Source organism: Halobacillus campisalis, assembly GCF_030345335.1.
Classification (GTDB): Bacteria; Bacillota; Bacilli; order Bacillales; family Halobacillaceae; genus Halobacillus_A; species Halobacillus_A campisalis.
Genome location: NZ_JAPVRC010000004.1, coordinates 159,509 through 174,365, shown reverse-complemented (window position 1 = coordinate 174,365; position 14,857 = coordinate 159,509). Strand labels below are relative to the sequence as shown.

The window sequence follows — 14,857 nt, the reverse complement described above, 5'->3', positions numbered from 1 at the left end:
GCGTAGGTGCATATCGTTGGCAGATGGCAAGTCCATTTGTTCGGCGATTGTGCCTTTTTTTTGTCTACAAACGCTTATCGTCTGCACTAAATACTTTATCGAAGTTCTGCTTCACCCTTTCGTCTGTGTATTTGATGTACACTTCTGTTGAAGCTAAATCGGAATGTCCGAGAATCGATTGTAAGGTCTTAATGTCGCCCCCTGAACTTAGGAAACGAACAGCAAACGTGTGTCTAAGAGAATGCGGAGAAGCTCTACATTCACCTTTTAGTCCTGCTTCACGGGCGTATTTATCTACTCTCTTACGTAAGTGATCGTTTCTTAACTGCTGACCGAATTGATTAACGAACACAAAAGATAGATCAGGCCCGAAATACTCTCGTTGTTCTGCGATCAATCCCCGAATTTCCTCAGCTAACTGTAAGGTCATAGGAATGCTTCGCGTCTTCCGATTCTTGTTCTTAGCGCCAGGTAACAACATCACACGGTTATCTAAATCCAAGTCGGATATCTCCAACGAATTAATTTCATTCGAGCGAAGCCCACTTTTCAACATCGTTAGCATCGCTACATAGTCTCGGTAACCAGCGTAAGTATCTAAGTCGATTACTGAAAATAGACGCTTCACTTGATGATCGGTCAAGGAAAAAATTTGCCCTTCATCCGTACGTAATTTTCGAATTTCTTTAAATGGCGACTCTTCGATAATGTTTTCGGCAACCATTCGATTAAAGACGCTGCGAAGGCTCGCAAGACGTATATTGACGGTAACAGGGGAAAGGTTCCTCACATCCAACGAATGCTTTATATAACCCCTTATATCGTCTTTGCGGATGCGTTCAACTTCATTGACTCCGATGATCCTAATAAATTCATCGTAATAAGCTCGATAACCTTTCAAAGTTTTCTCGCGGTAACCCTCCGTCTCATAGACGAGCATTACCTTTTCGATAGCATCCTCGGCGGAAATGAATTGCGTGGACCTTGCATAAGTTGTCGGCTCCCACCGTTTCATCACGCCTGACTTCCGTGAGTTTCTACGATTCATTTTCGGCATACAAAAAGAGGCCTCCCGACCACAACCGTTTGGTTGGGCGAGAGGCCTCGGAATGGCGTATATTCGAAGTAGGTAGGTGACGGTAACCCAACGGAAACAACGCTTTCCGTTTTCCCGGGGTTTAGGTCCCTCCGTCATCTCCTCGAAGACGATTACGCTTAAATTTTCGGATTAGATTACCGTAATACCGGTGGTTTTGTTAAATTAGCGCGCCCGAGAGGATTCGAACCTCCGACTGACGTAGAACCGGAATCTACCGCTCTATCCAACTGAGCTACGGGCGCATATGAAAACGCAAAATCTATTATACTTTTTAAATTGTATAAAAGCAAGGCAACTTTTATAAAATAAGGCTGAGCCCACGTTTATACAACTTTTTTTAGGGAAAGATGGTATAAGAAACTAGTCGAATGTTTTCGTTTGACCTTTTCTGACCATAAAGGTATGATAAAAATACATTCCATCATATAGGTATGATAATAAGGAGGAATAACAATGAATTTAATCCCAACAGTAATTGAACAAACGAACAGGGGAGAGCGTGCTTACGATATTTATTCACGCCTGCTCAAAGACCGCATCATTATGTTAGGAAGCCCGATTGACGATAATATTTCTAACTCAGTTGTCGCTCAGCTGCTGTTCTTAGCGGCAGATGACCCCGACAAAGATATTTCAATCTATATCAACTCACCAGGTGGTTCCATTACCGCTGGAATGGCTATTTACGATACGATTCAATTCATTAAGCCTGACGTTCAAACCATTTGTACGGGTATGGCTGCATCAATGGGAGCATTTCTATTAAACGCAGGTACTAAAGGTAAACGATTCGCATTACCTAACAGTGAAGTGATGATTCACCAGCCTTTAGGCGGTACACAGGGACAAGCTACTGACATTGAAATTCACGCTAAACGCATCATCAAAATGCGTGAGAAATTGAACCAAATCCTTGCTGAGAGAACAGGTCAGCCGATCGAAGTGATCGAACGTGACACAGACCGTGATAATTTCATGTCTGCTGAAGAAGCCGTTGAATATGGGCTGATTGATAAAGTTATGGAAAAAAAACCTAATTAAAACATTTTGAAACCCGCTTGCCATTGGCAGCGGGTTTTTTCATGTTAAATTCAGATATGTAGGATTAAACATTCTCCATTTAATCCCTTCTGCTCATACCTTCACATGAAAAGGTTTAAGGCTGCTTAACAAAATCACTAAGCTCATTAATGACTTTATCTTCATCAGATCCATCTGCAATCAGCTTAATTTCTTCTCCTTGTCCTACTGCAAGACTCATTAATCCCATGATACTTTTTGCATTGATTCTCTTACTACCCTTTTCTATAAAAACATCTGAAGAAAAACGGTTAGCAAGCTGGACGAACTGAGCAGCCGGTCTGGCTTGAAGCCCTGTGTCTAAATCAATCGTGATGGTTTGTTCTTTCATCTATCATTCTCCTTCCTAACAATTACATTAAAACTTAGAAAGCGCATTCAATCTTTTAAAATAAAGAACGCCTCTTTATTTCGAGTGCGTTCTTATTTAAACAATTATACCACGAATCACGCAGCATGACATTATTTTTGACTGTTTTCTTGAATCTCACCGCGCCTCACTTTATCAGCAAATTCATCTATTTTCCTTAATCTATGATTAATTCCTGATTTACTGATCGGTGCACCTGAGACTAGTTCTCCTAATTCTTTCAAAGAAACTTCCTGATTTTCATAGCGCAGCCTGGCAATTTCGTGCAGTTTCTCTGGTAACGCCTCAAGACCTACTGTTCTTTTAATGAACTTTATATTTTCCACTTGTCTGAATGCCGCTCCGATGGTCTTGTTCAGATTAGCTGTTTCACAATTCACTAACCGGTTCACTGAATTCCTCATATCTCTAACTATCCGGACATCCTCGAATTTAAACAATGCTTGGTGGGCTCCTATATTACTTATGAGTTCGGTGATTTTTTCAGCCTCTTTCAAGTAAGTAATATACCCTTTTTTCCGTTCAAGCGTTCGAGCGTGAAGTCCGAAACTGTTCATAAGCTCACATAGTGATTCATTGTGATTCTGATCAGAAGAATAGATTTCCAAATGGTAAGAAGAAGTCTCTGGATTATTAACAGAACCTCCCGCAAGGAACGCACCTCTTAAATAAGCACGTTTACAGCACGTAGTCTGTAAGTATTTATCGGGGATATTAGGGTTGATACTTAAGGGTCCTTTTAAAATTTCTAAATCTTCCAGCACTTTTTCCGCATTTTCTTTCATCCTGACAATATATACGTTGTTTTTCTTCAAGCGCATTTTTTTACGAACGAGTAGTTCTACCGGGTAGGGATACAACTTTTTCATAAGAGTATATATACGCCTCGCTATCGCTGCGTTCTCTGTTTGTACATCCAGCAAATACTTTTGATTGGAGAGTGAAAACGTCCCATTCATTCGAACGAGTGCTGCTAATTCAGATTCATTACAGCATTCATCCGCTTCTACATTAGTTAATTCTTTTTTTATCTCTGAAGCAAAAGACATGAGTACACCCCCTAACACTTTTTAAATCATGGAATATAACAAATGAGCCAACTTATTCGTGTCATGTCGAATCGTTGACTTGTTACGATCTAGAATATCTTCTTCTATAACTTCCAGCCCCATAGACCTTATTCGATCTATATCATAAACGACAGGCTCAGCATTCTCCTCAGCATAAATCCTTTTTACTTTTGGAGCGATCGGCCGATTATGAACGATTATCGATTGAATTGTCCCTCTCCCTACATGATCATGCAGCGCCTGCACGTGATCTCCTGCTGAGTAACCCGATGTCTCACCGTTTTGGGTCATAACGTTACATACATACGTAACTTTAGCCTTTGTTTTTTGCATAGCTTCCCGTATTTCCGGAACTATTATGTTCGGCATAATGCTTGTGTATAAACTTCCAGGAGCTATGACGACAAGATCCGCTTCCATAATTGCACTCATAGCCTCAGGGAGAGGCTGGATAGGGAGTGGGCTGACAAAAACACGCTTAATCTTTTTATTTTGTTTCGGAATATTCGATTCGCCAGTAACGATCGTGCCATCATCCATTTCCGCATGAAGGTTCATGGAATGGTTGGCCGTAGGGTAGATTTTCCCTCGGACATTGAGAACTCTGGAAATTTCTTTGATTCCATTATAAAAATCACCCGTCATCGAGGTCATAGCTGCCAACAATAAATTCCCCATCGAATGACCGGAAAGACCATTCCCATTTGAAAAACGATGTTGAAACAAATCAAGCAGCATCGGTTCTGCATCCGACAAGGCTGCCAGTACATTACGGATATCCCCAGGAGCTGGTATGGCCAATTCATTTCGAAGTCTGCCAGAACTTCCTCCGTCATCAGCTACAGTTACGATAGCAGAAAGGTCGATAGGGAAATACTTGAGGCCTCTTAACAATACCGGCATTCCCGTTCCTCCCCCTATAACGACTACGCGAGGCTTCGTCGAAGGGTTCATCGATTACAGTCCCTTTCTTTTTTCAATATCTCGATGAGTAACGTGCGAAGTATAGTCCGTTGAGAAATAATTCGCAAGGTGTTCAGCTAAAGCGACTGATCGATGCTGGCCTCCGGTACAGCCGATGGCGATGACAAGCTGACTTTTACCTTCGCGTCTATATTGAGGAAGCATGAATTGTAATAAGTCTTTGAGCTTTTCCAAGAACTTCTGAGTATCCGACCATTTGAACACATAAGAAGACACTTCAGCGTTAAGTCCGGTTAATGGGCGCATTTGTTCAACATAATGTGGATTAGGTAAAAAGCGCACATCAAATACTAAATCCGCGTCAATTGGAACCCCATATTTAAAACCGAATGAAACCATCTGAACTGAGAACACGTGCTGCTCTCTGGCTTTATACTGATCGAGAATGCGATCGCGCAACTCTCTGGGCTTTAAACTTGTAGTATGAATAATGGTTTGTGCACGTCCCCTTAATTCATCCAACAGCGTTCGCTCCTGCTGAATCCCTTCAAGTGGAAGGCCATCCTGTGCGAGCGGATGAGATCTTCTTGTTTCTTTATAGCGAGCAACTAAAGCCTGGTCATCAGCATCTAAAAACAAGATGTGAGCATCAAGCCAATCCACTTCGCTTACTTGGTCCAGAGCATCGAACAGGGCGTCAAAAAATTCTCTTCCCCGCAAGTCCATCACCAACGCTACATTACGGATATCATTTGTTGAATCCTTCATCAACTCTAAGAATTTAGGAAGCAGTGCCGGTGGAAGGTTATCTACACAAAAATACCCCAAATCCTCAAAACTTTGAATAGCTACTGTTTTACCTGCACCTGACATACCTGTAATTATCACTAATTGTGTGCTTTGATCTTTCTCCGTCATTTAAAACCGCCCCCTCGTTTACTTAGGTCGAGATGGATCCATATCCTGGTCAATCAATTTGAAATCGGTTGTGTACACGAAAGTGCCATAAATTTGGTCTTCACTGTTTAATATATGTTTAAAAATATGTCGGTCGCCTTCAGCCATCGGTTTATTAAGAACATCTTCGACCTGCACCCATTCCAGCTCGCCTTCTTCACTAGTTTCGAGAAGCTCCCCCTTATAGGTGGAGGATTGGAACGTAAACATCATCCACTCTTGAACAGTCTGATGGTCCTCTTTCATTATGAATGTAAAAGAACCCATAAGTTCTGGACTTTGTATATCCAACCCTGTTTCTTCTTTGAATTCCCGTATCACCGAGTCTTTAATATTCTCCCCGGCTTCCATTTTTCCGCCAGGAACAACATACCATCCTCTTCTCGGTTTTTTTAACATTAAAATTTTATTATCTACTCTTAGAATACAGTTTGCTACCCGCTGCATGACTTTCACCTCATTTTTCTATCTCGAGGACATCTTTTACCATTATACAATGAATACGCAATCCGTCACAATGTTATGTCCCCACTATATTCATGCACAAAAAAAGTGCACAGGTCATAAACACCTGTGCATAATAGAGATCTATCTATTAAAAGGGGGTCAATTAATCATTATAATTGTACCCCACAAATGTTTCGTAAGTGTTACAGGATAGTTAAAAAACCGTTACTTTTTTAGTTGACAACTTTCAGCTCTTCTAACAGGTTTTCAATATAATGCTGAGCTGATTGAGCTGCAATGCTTCCATCTCCTGTAGCTGTAACTATTTGACGCAGTTCTTTTTCTCGGATATCTCCCGCTGCAAACACACCTGGTACTTTTGTTTCCATGCGTTCATCTGTTTCGATATACCCTTGCTCATTGGTTACTCCTAAGCTTTCAAACGGAACGCTTAGAGGATTCATTCCAATGTATATGAAAGATCCATCTGTATCAAATTCATATTCTTCATTCGTTTTATTGTTATGAAGAGTGACACTTCCTACTTTGCCCTCTTTTTCATTGATTGTTTTAACTTCAGTATTCCAAATGAAATCGATCTTTTCATTATCGAATGCTCTGTCCTGAAGAATCTTTTGAGCGCGAAGTTCATCACGACGGTGCACAATCGTAACCTTACTAGCAAAGCGTGTGAGGTAAACACCTTCTTCGACAGCGGAGTCACCACCGCCTACAACCACTAATTCTTTATCACGGAAGAACGCTCCGTCACAAACAGCACAGTAAGATACGCCGCGTCCACCTAGTTCTTTCTCTCCGGGTACTCCAAGTTCTTTATACTGGGCACCTGTAGTAATAATTACGCTGCGCGCTTTATATTCTTTTTTCCCTGCGACAACGGTTTTATACTCTTTTCCGTCGATGACTTCTTTAATATCCCCATATGCATATTCAGCACCAAATTTTTTAGCATGCTCAAACATTTTATTGGATAAATCGGGGCCTAAAATGCTCTCGAACCCTGGATAGTTTTCCACATCTTCTGTATTAGCCATTTGTCCGCCTGGAATACCTCGTTCAATCATCAACGTATCCAGATTAGCGCGTGACGTATAAACTGCTGCAGTCATACCTGCCGGCCCTGCGCCAGCAATGATGACATCATAAATACGATCTTCAGTCATGTAAATCAACTCCTCGCTTCACTCAAACTTTTACTGTCTATATCATAATAAATTGTCGAAAAACCGTCCATTAATGTGCTTATTGGTGATTCCAAGGCCCGCCTTCCTCACTGAGGTGAGGGAATTGTTTACAACCTTTTTCCCAAAGCTGAAGCGCCTGAGACGGCTTACCTGTTTGGTATGAAGCGATACTGAACCACTTATAGTATCCTCTACGCCCTATTACTAATTTATTTTTTAACCCGCTAAAACGTTCGACGGCTTCTTGATAGTAACCAGCTCGGGTCAGCACCTCAGCAATGGCCAGCTTCTGCTGCTCATGAAGAGGAAATACATTACGCAGTGGTTCAATATGAGCAAAGGCCTTTTCCTCTTGTTTACTTAGTAAATAGAAAGCAGCAAGATTCACATGACTATGAATATCTTTAGTATCCGCAGTGATCCACTGATTTTCAAGCTCAATCGCTTCTTCCTCGCTGCCACTTTGGAATAAAGCATAGGCGTACTGATGTTTAGCAAGAGTGAATTCGGGAAATAACTTCATCATTTCATGAAGAACAGGGATCGCTTCTTCCCACTCCTCATTCTCTAAATGATAAAAAGCCGTCTCTTGGTAAATCAATAATTCGTCTTCATCTTCAAAGGCATAATCTTCGTCCGCCTCTTCTTCTTCAAGAGAATCCAGCATTTGCAGCAGCTGGGAAGCAGCTTCTTCAAAGTCTCCGTCTTTCGCTTGGTCCATATATTTCTCGGCATACTTTTTAGCGTCATTCAGCAGCCCTAAATGGGCATAATTATTCGCCATTAAGTAGTAACAGTCTACATATTCTTCGCCATAAGTGATGACCACTTCACTCAGCAGCTGATTTGCTGCATGATAAGAGCCAACTTCCGTATATACTACAGAGAGCTGGCAAGGGTAAAGAGGTTCATCTGGCGATAATTCAATTGCTTTTTTCAACCATTTCACAGCCGTATCAAACCGCCGCTTCTTAAAAGCTTGGATCCCGTAAGTGAAATAAAAGCTTCCTGTCGGCAAAAACGGGATGACATTAGACTGTTTATCTGTAATGGTCGGATTCGGTGATCTCGTCATGACTGTCCTCCTACTTCCATATCCGTTCTCACTAATTATGCAGTATAACATAGATAGTAGAGTTGAAATAGGAGATTGACGGAATTTGTCTACTGACTTACTGATGACGGGATTCCAATACGGAGAGCACTTGATCTAAACTGACTCCGCGATCGGTCAATAACAATAGTAAGTGGAACAACAAATCCGCAGACTCCATCGACAACTCTTCTTTATCATCGTTTTTTGCAGCAATGATAACCTCTCCTGCTTCTTCACCGATTTTCTTAGCGATCCGGTCTACGCCCTCTTGGAAAAGTTGAGAAGTATATGAGCCTTCTGGTAATGTCGTTTTCCTCTCTGCTAATACTTGAGTTAATTGATCGAGAATAGCATAGCGTTCTTGTTTTGGAGAAATCCCAGAGTCGATTAATGAATCACTGAAACAGCTATAATCCCCTTTATGACAAGCTGGCCCTGATGGGATCACCTGAACTAAAATCGCGTCTTGATCACAATCATAATGTAAACTTTCAACTGCCTGGGTGTTTCCTGAAGTGGCGCCTTTATGCCATAATTCCTGTCGAGAACGGCTGTAAAAAACCGTTTCCTTTTGGTCGATAGTCATTTGAAGTGATTCTTTATTCATATAGGCCAGCGTTAATACAGATTTTGATCGAGCATCCTGAACGATAGCAGGCACTAACCCTTTTTCATCAAAAACAACATCATCTATATTCATCGTATGACGACCCCTTTCGAACGTAAATAGTCTTTTACGCTTTCTACTGACGTTTCTTTATAGTGAAAAATAGAAGCCGCTAAAGCCGCATCTGCATCCACTTCGTTGAAAACTTCATAAAAATGATCAGCCGAACCTGCGCCGCCTGAAGCAATAACCGGGACAGTCACTACATCTTGTACAGCTTTAAGAAGCGGCAGATCAAACCCTGTCTTCTCTCCGTCCTGGTTCATTGAGGTAAGTAAAATTTCCCCGGCTCCCAGCTTAACAGCTTTCTTTGCCCAATCGGTCACGAGCCATTCCGTAGGCGTGCGTCCTCCATGCGTATAGACGCGCCATGTTCCAGCTTCTTCGTCGTAACGAGCATCAATAGCGACAACGATGCATTGAGCTCCGAAATAATCAGCACCTTCACTGATCAGCTCTGGCCGCTTAACAGCAGCTGAGTTTAGTGAAACTTTATCAGCTCCGTTTCGCAATGTTTCCTTCATGTCTTCAAGTGTACGGATGCCTCCGCCGACAGTAAATGGAATCGCTAGCTGAGAAGCGACCGAACGAACCACATCAATCATCGTTTTTTTACCTTCATGAGTGGCGGATATGTCTAAGAAAACAAGTTCATCTGCGCCTTGTTCATCGTAAACTTTAGCCAGTTCAACCGGATCACCGGCATCGCGGATATCTACGAACTGTATGCCTTTGACTACTCGACCTTCTTTCACATCTAAACAAGGTATGATCCGTTTTGATAACATTAGCGTACCTCCTCATTCAATGCGTCGGATAATTGGATACGGTCGGTATATAGTGCTTTCCCCACGATAGAACCGATGATATTTTGCTGCTGATATTTTTTCAGCTCCTGAAGGTCCTCTATGCCTTTAATTCCTCCTGAAGCGATCACATCCACTCCTGTCTGGTCAGCTAAACGCACAATTTCAGAAGTGTTTGGACCTTGAAGCATGCCATCTTTGGCGATATCAGTGTAAACGAATGTCCTTGCTCCGGCACTCGCCAGCTCCTTCCCGAGATCAACAGCCTGGACTTCTGACTTTTCAAGCCATCCTTCTGTTGCGACATACCCGTCTCTTGCATCCAGACCAATGACGATGCGCTTTCCGTATTTACCGAGAAGCTGCTTCGTCAGCGCAAGGTCTCGAACAGCTAAAGAACCTATAATTACCCTGTCAACACCGCGGCTTAAGTAATATTCAATATCTTCTTCCGAACGAATACCTCCGCCAATCTGGACTTTCACGTCAAGCTGTTGAGCTACTTTTACGACATGCTCTGCATTTTGCTTGGATCCCTCTTTTGCACCGTCCAAGTCTACCATGTGGATCCACGTGGCACCTGCTTCAGCGAACCCTTTTGCTACTTCAAACGGATTATCTCCGTAGACTGTCTGTTTATTAAAATCGCCTTGTTCAAGGCGGACACATTGACCATTTCGCATATCAATAGCTGGAAAAATCGTAAAGCTCATACTAAATGCTCCTCACTGTTTAACGATTCGCTTACAAAAATTTTCTAAAAGCTGTACACCGGCACGCCCACTTTTTTCAGGGTGAAACTGGCTTGCTACGAGGTTTCCTTTCCCTACTATAGCCGGCACCTGCTGATGATAATCAGCTGTGGCATATAGTATGGCATTTTCGTCAGTTTCCACGACGTAGGAGTGCACAAAGTAGACGTATTCTTCCCCTACATTTTCCATTAGTAGATGGTCAGATTGATGCAGCTTCAACTGATTCCAGCCCATATGAGGCACTTTATACGTTTGACCGCCTGGACTGATACCCGGAAACCTTTCGATTTTCCCGGGAAATAATCCGAGACCTTTAGTCAAACCGCCTTCTTCGCTTTCTTCAAACAGCAGCTGCATACCTAAACAAATACCATACATAGGTACACCTTCACTCACCTTTTGTTTTATAAAATCAATAAAACCATGTTCTTCAAGAGCTTTCATCGCATCCGGGAACGCGCCAACACCAGGTAAAATATATCCTGTGCAGTTATCGATCTTATCAGGGCGATCCCCTATCTTGTAAGGAATGTCCATTCGTTCCAGCGCCTTCGAAACGCTGAATAAATTACCCATTCCATAATCAATGATTCCTATCATTTATAAACTTCCTTTCGTACTTGGCACACCTTGGATTCTAGGATCGACCGTCGTAGCCTCATCAAGTGCTCTAGCCAATGCTTTAAACATCGCTTCTATAATGTGATGAGTGTTATGACCGTGATGAACCACAATATGAAGATTCATACGAGCTTCTACAGCCAGCTTCCAGAAAAATTCGTGAACATTTTCCGTATCAAATGTTCCAACTCGATCCTTAGGAAGGTCAGCCCGCCATTCAAGGTGAGGACGGTCGCTCAAGTCCACGGCCACAGTGACCAGTGTTTCATCCATTGGAAGAGTCATAGATCCATACCGTTTGATTCCATATTTATCTCCCAATGCTTCCTTTAAAGCTTGTCCAAGTACGATGCCGATATCTTCTGTCAGATGATGGTCATCAACTTCAACATCACCCTTCCCCGCTACCTTCAAATCAAACTGCCCGTGTTTTGTGAACAATTCCAGCATATGGGACATGAAAGGAACTTGGACATTAAGATCTGATGTTCCTGTTCCATCAATCGCGAATTCAAGTTCAATATCCGTCTCTCTAGTTTTTCTAGCTATCACAGATTTACGCTCTGCCATCATTTCCAGCGCTCCTTCCGGGTTTCTATAGCCCTGGCATGGGCCTCGAGTCCTTCTAAACGTGCGAATTGAGAAATTTTCCCGCCATTGCTTTTTAATGCTTGCTCACTGTATGAGATGATACTGGATTTTTTAGTAAAGTCATCAACGGATAACGGACTGGAAAATCTCGCTGTGCCGCTGGTTGGCAATACGTGATTCGGCCCCGCAAAGTAATCACCAACAGGCTCACTGCTATATGGACCTAAAAAAATCGCCCCTGCGTGTTTCACTTTTGCCATATCGCCAAATGGATCCTTTGTCATAATTTCCAAGTGTTCTGCTGCGATTTCATTGATGACTGCGATTGCTTCATCCATCTCCTCACAGATAATAATCGCTCCATAATCGTCAATACTTGCACGTGCAATCTCATAACGCGGGAGGTCTTTAAGCTGGGTTTCAATTTGCTCTTCCACTTTTTCAGCCAGTTCTCTGCTCGTCGTAACGAGCACACTGGAGGAACGGGCATCATGCTCTGCCTGTGATAATAAATCAGCCGCCACCTCGTTAGCTTTAGCAGAATCATCAGCTAACACCGCGATTTCGCTTGGGCCGGCAATCATATCAATATCTACATCCCCAAAAACTTCACGCTTGGCAAGAGCGACAAATACATTTCCCGGGCCGGTGATTTTATCGACAGGTTGAAGGCTTTCTGTTCCATAAGCTAATGCTGCAATAGCTTGAGCTCCCCCCACTTTATAGACCTCATGAACACCTAAGAGCTTAGCAGCTACAAGGACGCCCTCAGGGACGTTCCCATCTTTTCCTGGTGGCGTCGTCATAACGATACGTTCTACTCCGGCTACTTGGGCAGGAATAACGTTCATAAAAACAGAAGAGGGATAGGCCGCTGTCCCGCCTGGCACATAAATCCCCGCAGCATCGATGGCAGTGATTTTTTGGCCAAGAATTGAACCATCCGCTGCAGGTTCAAACCAGGAATTTGTACGTTGGCGCTCATGGAAACGACGGATGTTCTGCTCAGCTTCCTGGAGAATTTCAATGAATTCACCATCAATCGATTCATAAGCCGCATCCATCTCATCTTCCGATACCCGCAACTCCTCAAGGTCAACTCGATCGAACTGCTTCGTGTAAGATTGGACAGCTGCATCTCCGCGCTGTTTTACATCATGAATGATTTTTTTCACAGCTTCTCTTTGCTCTTCAGTCCCTTGATCCACACTTCTTTTTAAAGAGTTCAGTTCGTGTTTTTGGATGATTTTCAAGCTTGTTCCACCTCCACTGCTTTGCTCAGTCCGTTCACCATCTCATCAATCTCCTCACCCTTCAGACGATAACTGACAGGGTTGACGATTAAACGAGACGTGATATCCGTAATTTTCTCATATTCAACAAGACCGTTTTCTTTCAATGTGCGTCCCGTAGACACTATATCTACTATGCGGTCAGTGAGGCCAATGATGGGAGCCAGTTCAATCGAACCATTCAACGGGATGATTTCTATTTGTTCTCCCTGTTGTCTGAAATAGTCTGACGCGATTTTAGGATATTTAGTTGCGATCTTCGGAGCGATACGGCTGAGCGGCTGATTGGGCAGCCCTGCAACAGCTACGTAGCAAGGACTGATTTTCAAATCCAATACTTCATATACATCACGATCTTGTTCTAGAAGAACATCCTTACCCGCAATTCCTATATCTGCCGCACCATATTCAACGTACGTCACAACGTCCATAGGTTTAGCCATCATCACCTGGATATTCTGTTCTGGAAAGTCCAATATCAACTTCCGTGATTCTTCTGCATCGGCTGATAAATGGTAACCAGCCTGCTTCATTAAACCGGCTGCCTCTTCATAAATCCGGCCTTTAGGCATCGCGATTACTAGTGGCTTACTCATCATTTAGTCCTCCTTTCGCAGTAAAATCGATATGCTCCTTCAGTTGATTTTTAAATTCTTGAATGTCCGGGATCTGGTCAACGTGCTGTAAAAGTACAGGGTATCCTTGTTGACGCAGTTCCTTCGCTTTCTGCACACCTTTGATGTGAGTATCATCATCGACGATGACCCCAAGCCTGGTCTCTCCATTTTCTTCATCATTGATCGCTTCTACAAGTCGTTCCAGATGAATGGCGAACCCAGTAGCCGACGCGTTCAGCTTAAAAGAAGGAAGCAATGTATCATACCTTCCTCCATTACATAATAAAGCGCCAAGGTTCGGAGCGTATCCTTCAAATAAAATCCCCGTGTAGTAATTCATATGGCTGATCAGGTTGAAGTCAAATTTCACATGGCTTTCAACGCCATAATTACTCAATAACTTATAGAGCTGCTTCAATTCATTTACCGCCTGCATGCACACTTGATTTCTGGCCAGAGATTTACTTTTCGCGAATACTTCTTCTCCACCGCGCAGGTCCAACAAAGCTAGCAAAGCATTCTTTTTATCATCCGTAAGGGTTTGTGCCTTCACTTCTTCGCGGTAACCGACATAATTTTTACGATAGAGATGCTCCAGCAGCAACTCTTTAGTCGATTCGTCATTTCCTAGTAAATCTTTAAAGAACGCTTTTACATAACCAATGTGTCCTATCGTAATCACAAAGTCGGTCAAACCTGACCGTTTTAATGATTCAACTAATAAGGCAATGACTTCCGCATCACCGTGAGATGAATGATCTCCAATGAGCTCAGTCCCAACCTGTTCAAATTGGGCAGGCTTTCCGCCTTCCGCCTGTTGTGCTCTGAATACTGGACCGTCATAAGCTAAACGCAAAGGATATTCTGCATCTTTAAGCTGAGAGGCGGCCACACGAGCAATAGGTGCTGTCATATCTGGACGCAGCACGAGAGTATGTCCTTGCTGATCAAGCAGCTTGAATAAGCGCTGCTCTTTGGTGGCACTGACCTTGCCTACCGTTTCGTGATATTCGAGAAAGGGGGTATCCATAAAAGAAAACCCATAAGAAAGAATAGATGACTTCAATTGTTCTCTTGCTTTTGATTTTTGATTATAAAAAAAAGGAAGCGTGTCTCGCATTCCTAATGGTTTTTCAAACATAAGACGCTTCGCCATTTAGAGTTCCGTCCTTCCTAAATCCTTTAGTATGCTAATATGCTAACATGATGAAGTTACACCGTCAATACTTAGACCTATAATACATTCCCTCTATTATCATA

At 42.7% G+C, this 14,857-nt stretch carries 17 protein-coding genes and 1 tRNA gene; 1 reads left to right on the top strand and 17 read right to left on the bottom strand.

Annotated elements, in window-relative coordinates; genetic code table 11:
- Positions 1-64: 64 nt before the first annotated feature.
- Together O2Q26_RS10590 and O2Q26_RS10585 are read right to left on the bottom strand one after the other, a co-directional pair.
- Positions 65-1,057: a tyrosine-type recombinase/integrase gene (locus tag O2Q26_RS10590; protein ID WP_289215876.1), complete on the bottom strand. Its 993-nt coding sequence runs from the start codon at positions 1,055-1,057 to the stop codon at positions 65-67.
- 208 nt (positions 1,058-1,265) lie between these two features.
- Positions 1,266-1,341 (bottom strand) — tRNA-Arg (locus O2Q26_RS10585).
- Positions 1,342-1,552: 211 nt separating this feature from the next.
- Between O2Q26_RS10585 and clpP the strand changes: the two genes are divergently transcribed.
- Entirely contained in the window at positions 1,553-2,140 is a 588-nt protein-coding gene (clpP, locus tag O2Q26_RS10580) for an ATP-dependent Clp endopeptidase proteolytic subunit ClpP (protein ID WP_253935348.1), read from the top strand.
- A gap of 115 nt (positions 2,141-2,255) precedes the next feature.
- On the opposite strand, the gene O2Q26_RS10575 is transcribed toward clpP, so the two are convergent.
- The 15 genes from O2Q26_RS10575 to O2Q26_RS10505 all read right to left on the bottom strand — a co-directional run bounded on the left by O2Q26_RS10575 (position 2,256) and on the right by O2Q26_RS10505 (position 14,753).
- Complete coding sequence (locus O2Q26_RS10575) at positions 2,256-2,510, bottom strand: HPr family phosphocarrier protein (protein ID WP_253935349.1); 255 nt, start codon at positions 2,508-2,510, stop codon at positions 2,256-2,258.
- A 131-nt stretch (positions 2,511-2,641) separates the two neighbouring features.
- Positions 2,642-3,598 (bottom strand): DNA-binding protein WhiA, encoded by a 957-nt coding sequence (gene whiA / locus O2Q26_RS10570; RefSeq protein ID WP_253935350.1) that lies wholly within the window; start codon positions 3,596-3,598, stop codon positions 2,642-2,644.
- A gap of 21 nt (positions 3,599-3,619) precedes the next feature.
- On the bottom strand, positions 3,620-4,573 hold the full coding sequence (locus tag O2Q26_RS10565; RefSeq protein WP_289215875.1) for a gluconeogenesis factor YvcK family protein: 954 nt from the start codon (positions 4,571-4,573) through the stop codon (positions 3,620-3,622).
- 3 nt (positions 4,574-4,576) lie between these two features.
- A complete protein-coding gene (rapZ, locus tag O2Q26_RS10560; RefSeq protein ID WP_289215874.1) occupies positions 4,577-5,461 on the bottom strand; it encodes an RNase adapter RapZ in 885 nt (294 codons plus the stop codon).
- Positions 5,462-5,479: 18 nt separating this feature from the next.
- Positions 5,480-5,947: an 8-oxo-dGTP diphosphatase gene (locus tag O2Q26_RS10555; protein ID WP_289215873.1), complete on the bottom strand. Its 468-nt coding sequence runs from the start codon at positions 5,945-5,947 to the stop codon at positions 5,480-5,482.
- Positions 5,948-6,180: 233 nt separating this feature from the next.
- On the bottom strand, positions 6,181-7,131 hold the full coding sequence (gene trxB / locus O2Q26_RS10550; protein ID WP_289215872.1) for a thioredoxin-disulfide reductase: 951 nt from the start codon (positions 7,129-7,131) through the stop codon (positions 6,181-6,183).
- Between the two features lie 79 nt (positions 7,132-7,210).
- Entirely contained in the window at positions 7,211-8,227 is a 1,017-nt protein-coding gene (locus tag O2Q26_RS10545) for a tetratricopeptide repeat protein (protein ID WP_289215871.1), read from the bottom strand.
- 97 nt (positions 8,228-8,324) lie between these two features.
- Positions 8,325-8,948 (bottom strand): bifunctional phosphoribosyl-AMP cyclohydrolase/phosphoribosyl-ATP diphosphatase HisIE, encoded by a 624-nt coding sequence (hisIE, locus tag O2Q26_RS10540; RefSeq protein WP_289215870.1) that lies wholly within the window; start codon positions 8,946-8,948, stop codon positions 8,325-8,327.
- The gene (gene hisF / locus O2Q26_RS10535; protein ID WP_289215869.1) at positions 8,945-9,703 is read right to left on the bottom strand and encodes an imidazole glycerol phosphate synthase subunit HisF; all 759 of its coding nucleotides are present in this window, start codon (positions 9,701-9,703) and stop codon (positions 8,945-8,947) included. Before hisF ends, hisIE begins: the two co-directional genes overlap by 4 nt.
- Positions 9,703-10,434, bottom strand: coding sequence for a 1-(5-phosphoribosyl)-5-[(5-phosphoribosylamino)methylideneamino]imidazole-4-carboxamide isomerase (hisA, locus tag O2Q26_RS10530; protein WP_289215868.1), 732 nt, complete (start codon positions 10,432-10,434; stop codon positions 9,703-9,705). The genes hisF and hisA overlap by 1 nt, the downstream gene beginning before the upstream one ends.
- A 12-nt stretch (positions 10,435-10,446) precedes the next feature.
- Complete coding sequence (gene hisH / locus O2Q26_RS10525) at positions 10,447-11,076, bottom strand: imidazole glycerol phosphate synthase subunit HisH (protein ID WP_289215867.1); 630 nt, start codon at positions 11,074-11,076, stop codon at positions 10,447-10,449.
- A complete protein-coding gene (gene hisB, locus O2Q26_RS10520; RefSeq protein ID WP_390216768.1) occupies positions 11,077-11,667 on the bottom strand; it encodes an imidazoleglycerol-phosphate dehydratase HisB in 591 nt (196 codons plus the stop codon).
- Positions 11,667-12,941: a histidinol dehydrogenase gene (hisD, locus tag O2Q26_RS10515; protein WP_289215865.1), complete on the bottom strand. Its 1,275-nt coding sequence runs from the start codon at positions 12,939-12,941 to the stop codon at positions 11,667-11,669. The genes hisB and hisD overlap by 1 nt, the downstream gene beginning before the upstream one ends.
- Positions 12,938-13,576, bottom strand: a complete 639-nt coding sequence (gene hisG, locus O2Q26_RS10510) for an ATP phosphoribosyltransferase (protein ID WP_253935362.1) — start codon at positions 13,574-13,576, stop codon at positions 12,938-12,940. The genes hisD and hisG overlap by 4 nt, the downstream gene beginning before the upstream one ends.
- On the bottom strand, positions 13,569-14,753 hold the full coding sequence (locus tag O2Q26_RS10505) for an ATP phosphoribosyltransferase regulatory subunit (protein ID WP_289215864.1): 1,185 nt from the start codon (positions 14,751-14,753) through the stop codon (positions 13,569-13,571). The genes hisG and O2Q26_RS10505 overlap by 8 nt, the downstream gene beginning before the upstream one ends.
- Positions 14,754-14,857 lie beyond the last annotated feature (104 nt).

Excerpts from the sequence above, each read along its gene's own strand:
- hisF (WP_289215869.1), bottom strand. The coding sequence starts at position 9,703 with ATGTTATCAAAACGGATCATACCTTGTTTAGATGTGAAAGAAGGTCGA.
- trxB (WP_289215872.1), bottom strand. The coding sequence starts at position 7,131 with ATGACTGAAGATCGTATTTATGATGTCATCATTGCTGGCGCAGGGCCG.
- rapZ (WP_289215874.1), bottom strand. The coding sequence starts at position 5,461 with ATGACGGAGAAAGATCAAAGCACACAATTAGTGATAATTACAGGTATG.
- whiA (WP_253935350.1), bottom strand. The coding sequence starts at position 3,598 with ATGTCTTTTGCTTCAGAGATAAAAAAAGAATTAACTAATGTAGAAGCG.
- hisH (WP_289215867.1), bottom strand. The coding sequence starts at position 11,076 with ATGATAGGAATCATTGATTATGGAATGGGTAATTTATTCAGCGTTTCG.
- O2Q26_RS10575 (WP_253935349.1), bottom strand. The coding sequence starts at position 2,510 with ATGAAAGAACAAACCATCACGATTGATTTAGACACAGGGCTTCAAGCC.
- hisG (WP_253935362.1), bottom strand. The coding sequence starts at position 13,576 with ATGAGTAAGCCACTAGTAATCGCGATGCCTAAAGGCCGGATTTATGAA.
- O2Q26_RS10555 (WP_289215873.1), bottom strand. The coding sequence starts at position 5,947 with ATGCAGCGGGTAGCAAACTGTATTCTAAGAGTAGATAATAAAATTTTA.
- clpP (WP_253935348.1), top strand. The coding sequence starts at position 1,553 with ATGAATTTAATCCCAACAGTAATTGAACAAACGAACAGGGGAGAGCGT.
- O2Q26_RS10505 (WP_289215864.1), bottom strand. The coding sequence starts at position 14,753 with ATGGCGAAGCGTCTTATGTTTGAAAAACCATTAGGAATGCGAGACACG.
- O2Q26_RS10590 (WP_289215876.1), bottom strand. The coding sequence starts at position 1,057 with ATGCCGAAAATGAATCGTAGAAACTCACGGAAGTCAGGCGTGATGAAA.
- hisB (WP_390216768.1), bottom strand. The coding sequence starts at position 11,667 with ATGGCAGAGCGTAAATCTGTGATAGCTAGAAAAACTAGAGAGACGGAT.
- O2Q26_RS10565 (WP_289215875.1), bottom strand. The coding sequence starts at position 4,573 with ATGAACCCTTCGACGAAGCCTCGCGTAGTCGTTATAGGGGGAGGAACG.
- O2Q26_RS10545 (WP_289215871.1), bottom strand. The coding sequence starts at position 8,227 with ATGACGAGATCACCGAATCCGACCATTACAGATAAACAGTCTAATGTC.
- hisIE (WP_289215870.1), bottom strand. The coding sequence starts at position 8,948 with ATGAATATAGATGATGTTGTTTTTGATGAAAAAGGGTTAGTGCCTGCT.
- hisA (WP_289215868.1), bottom strand. The coding sequence starts at position 10,434 with ATGAGCTTTACGATTTTTCCAGCTATTGATATGCGAAATGGTCAATGT.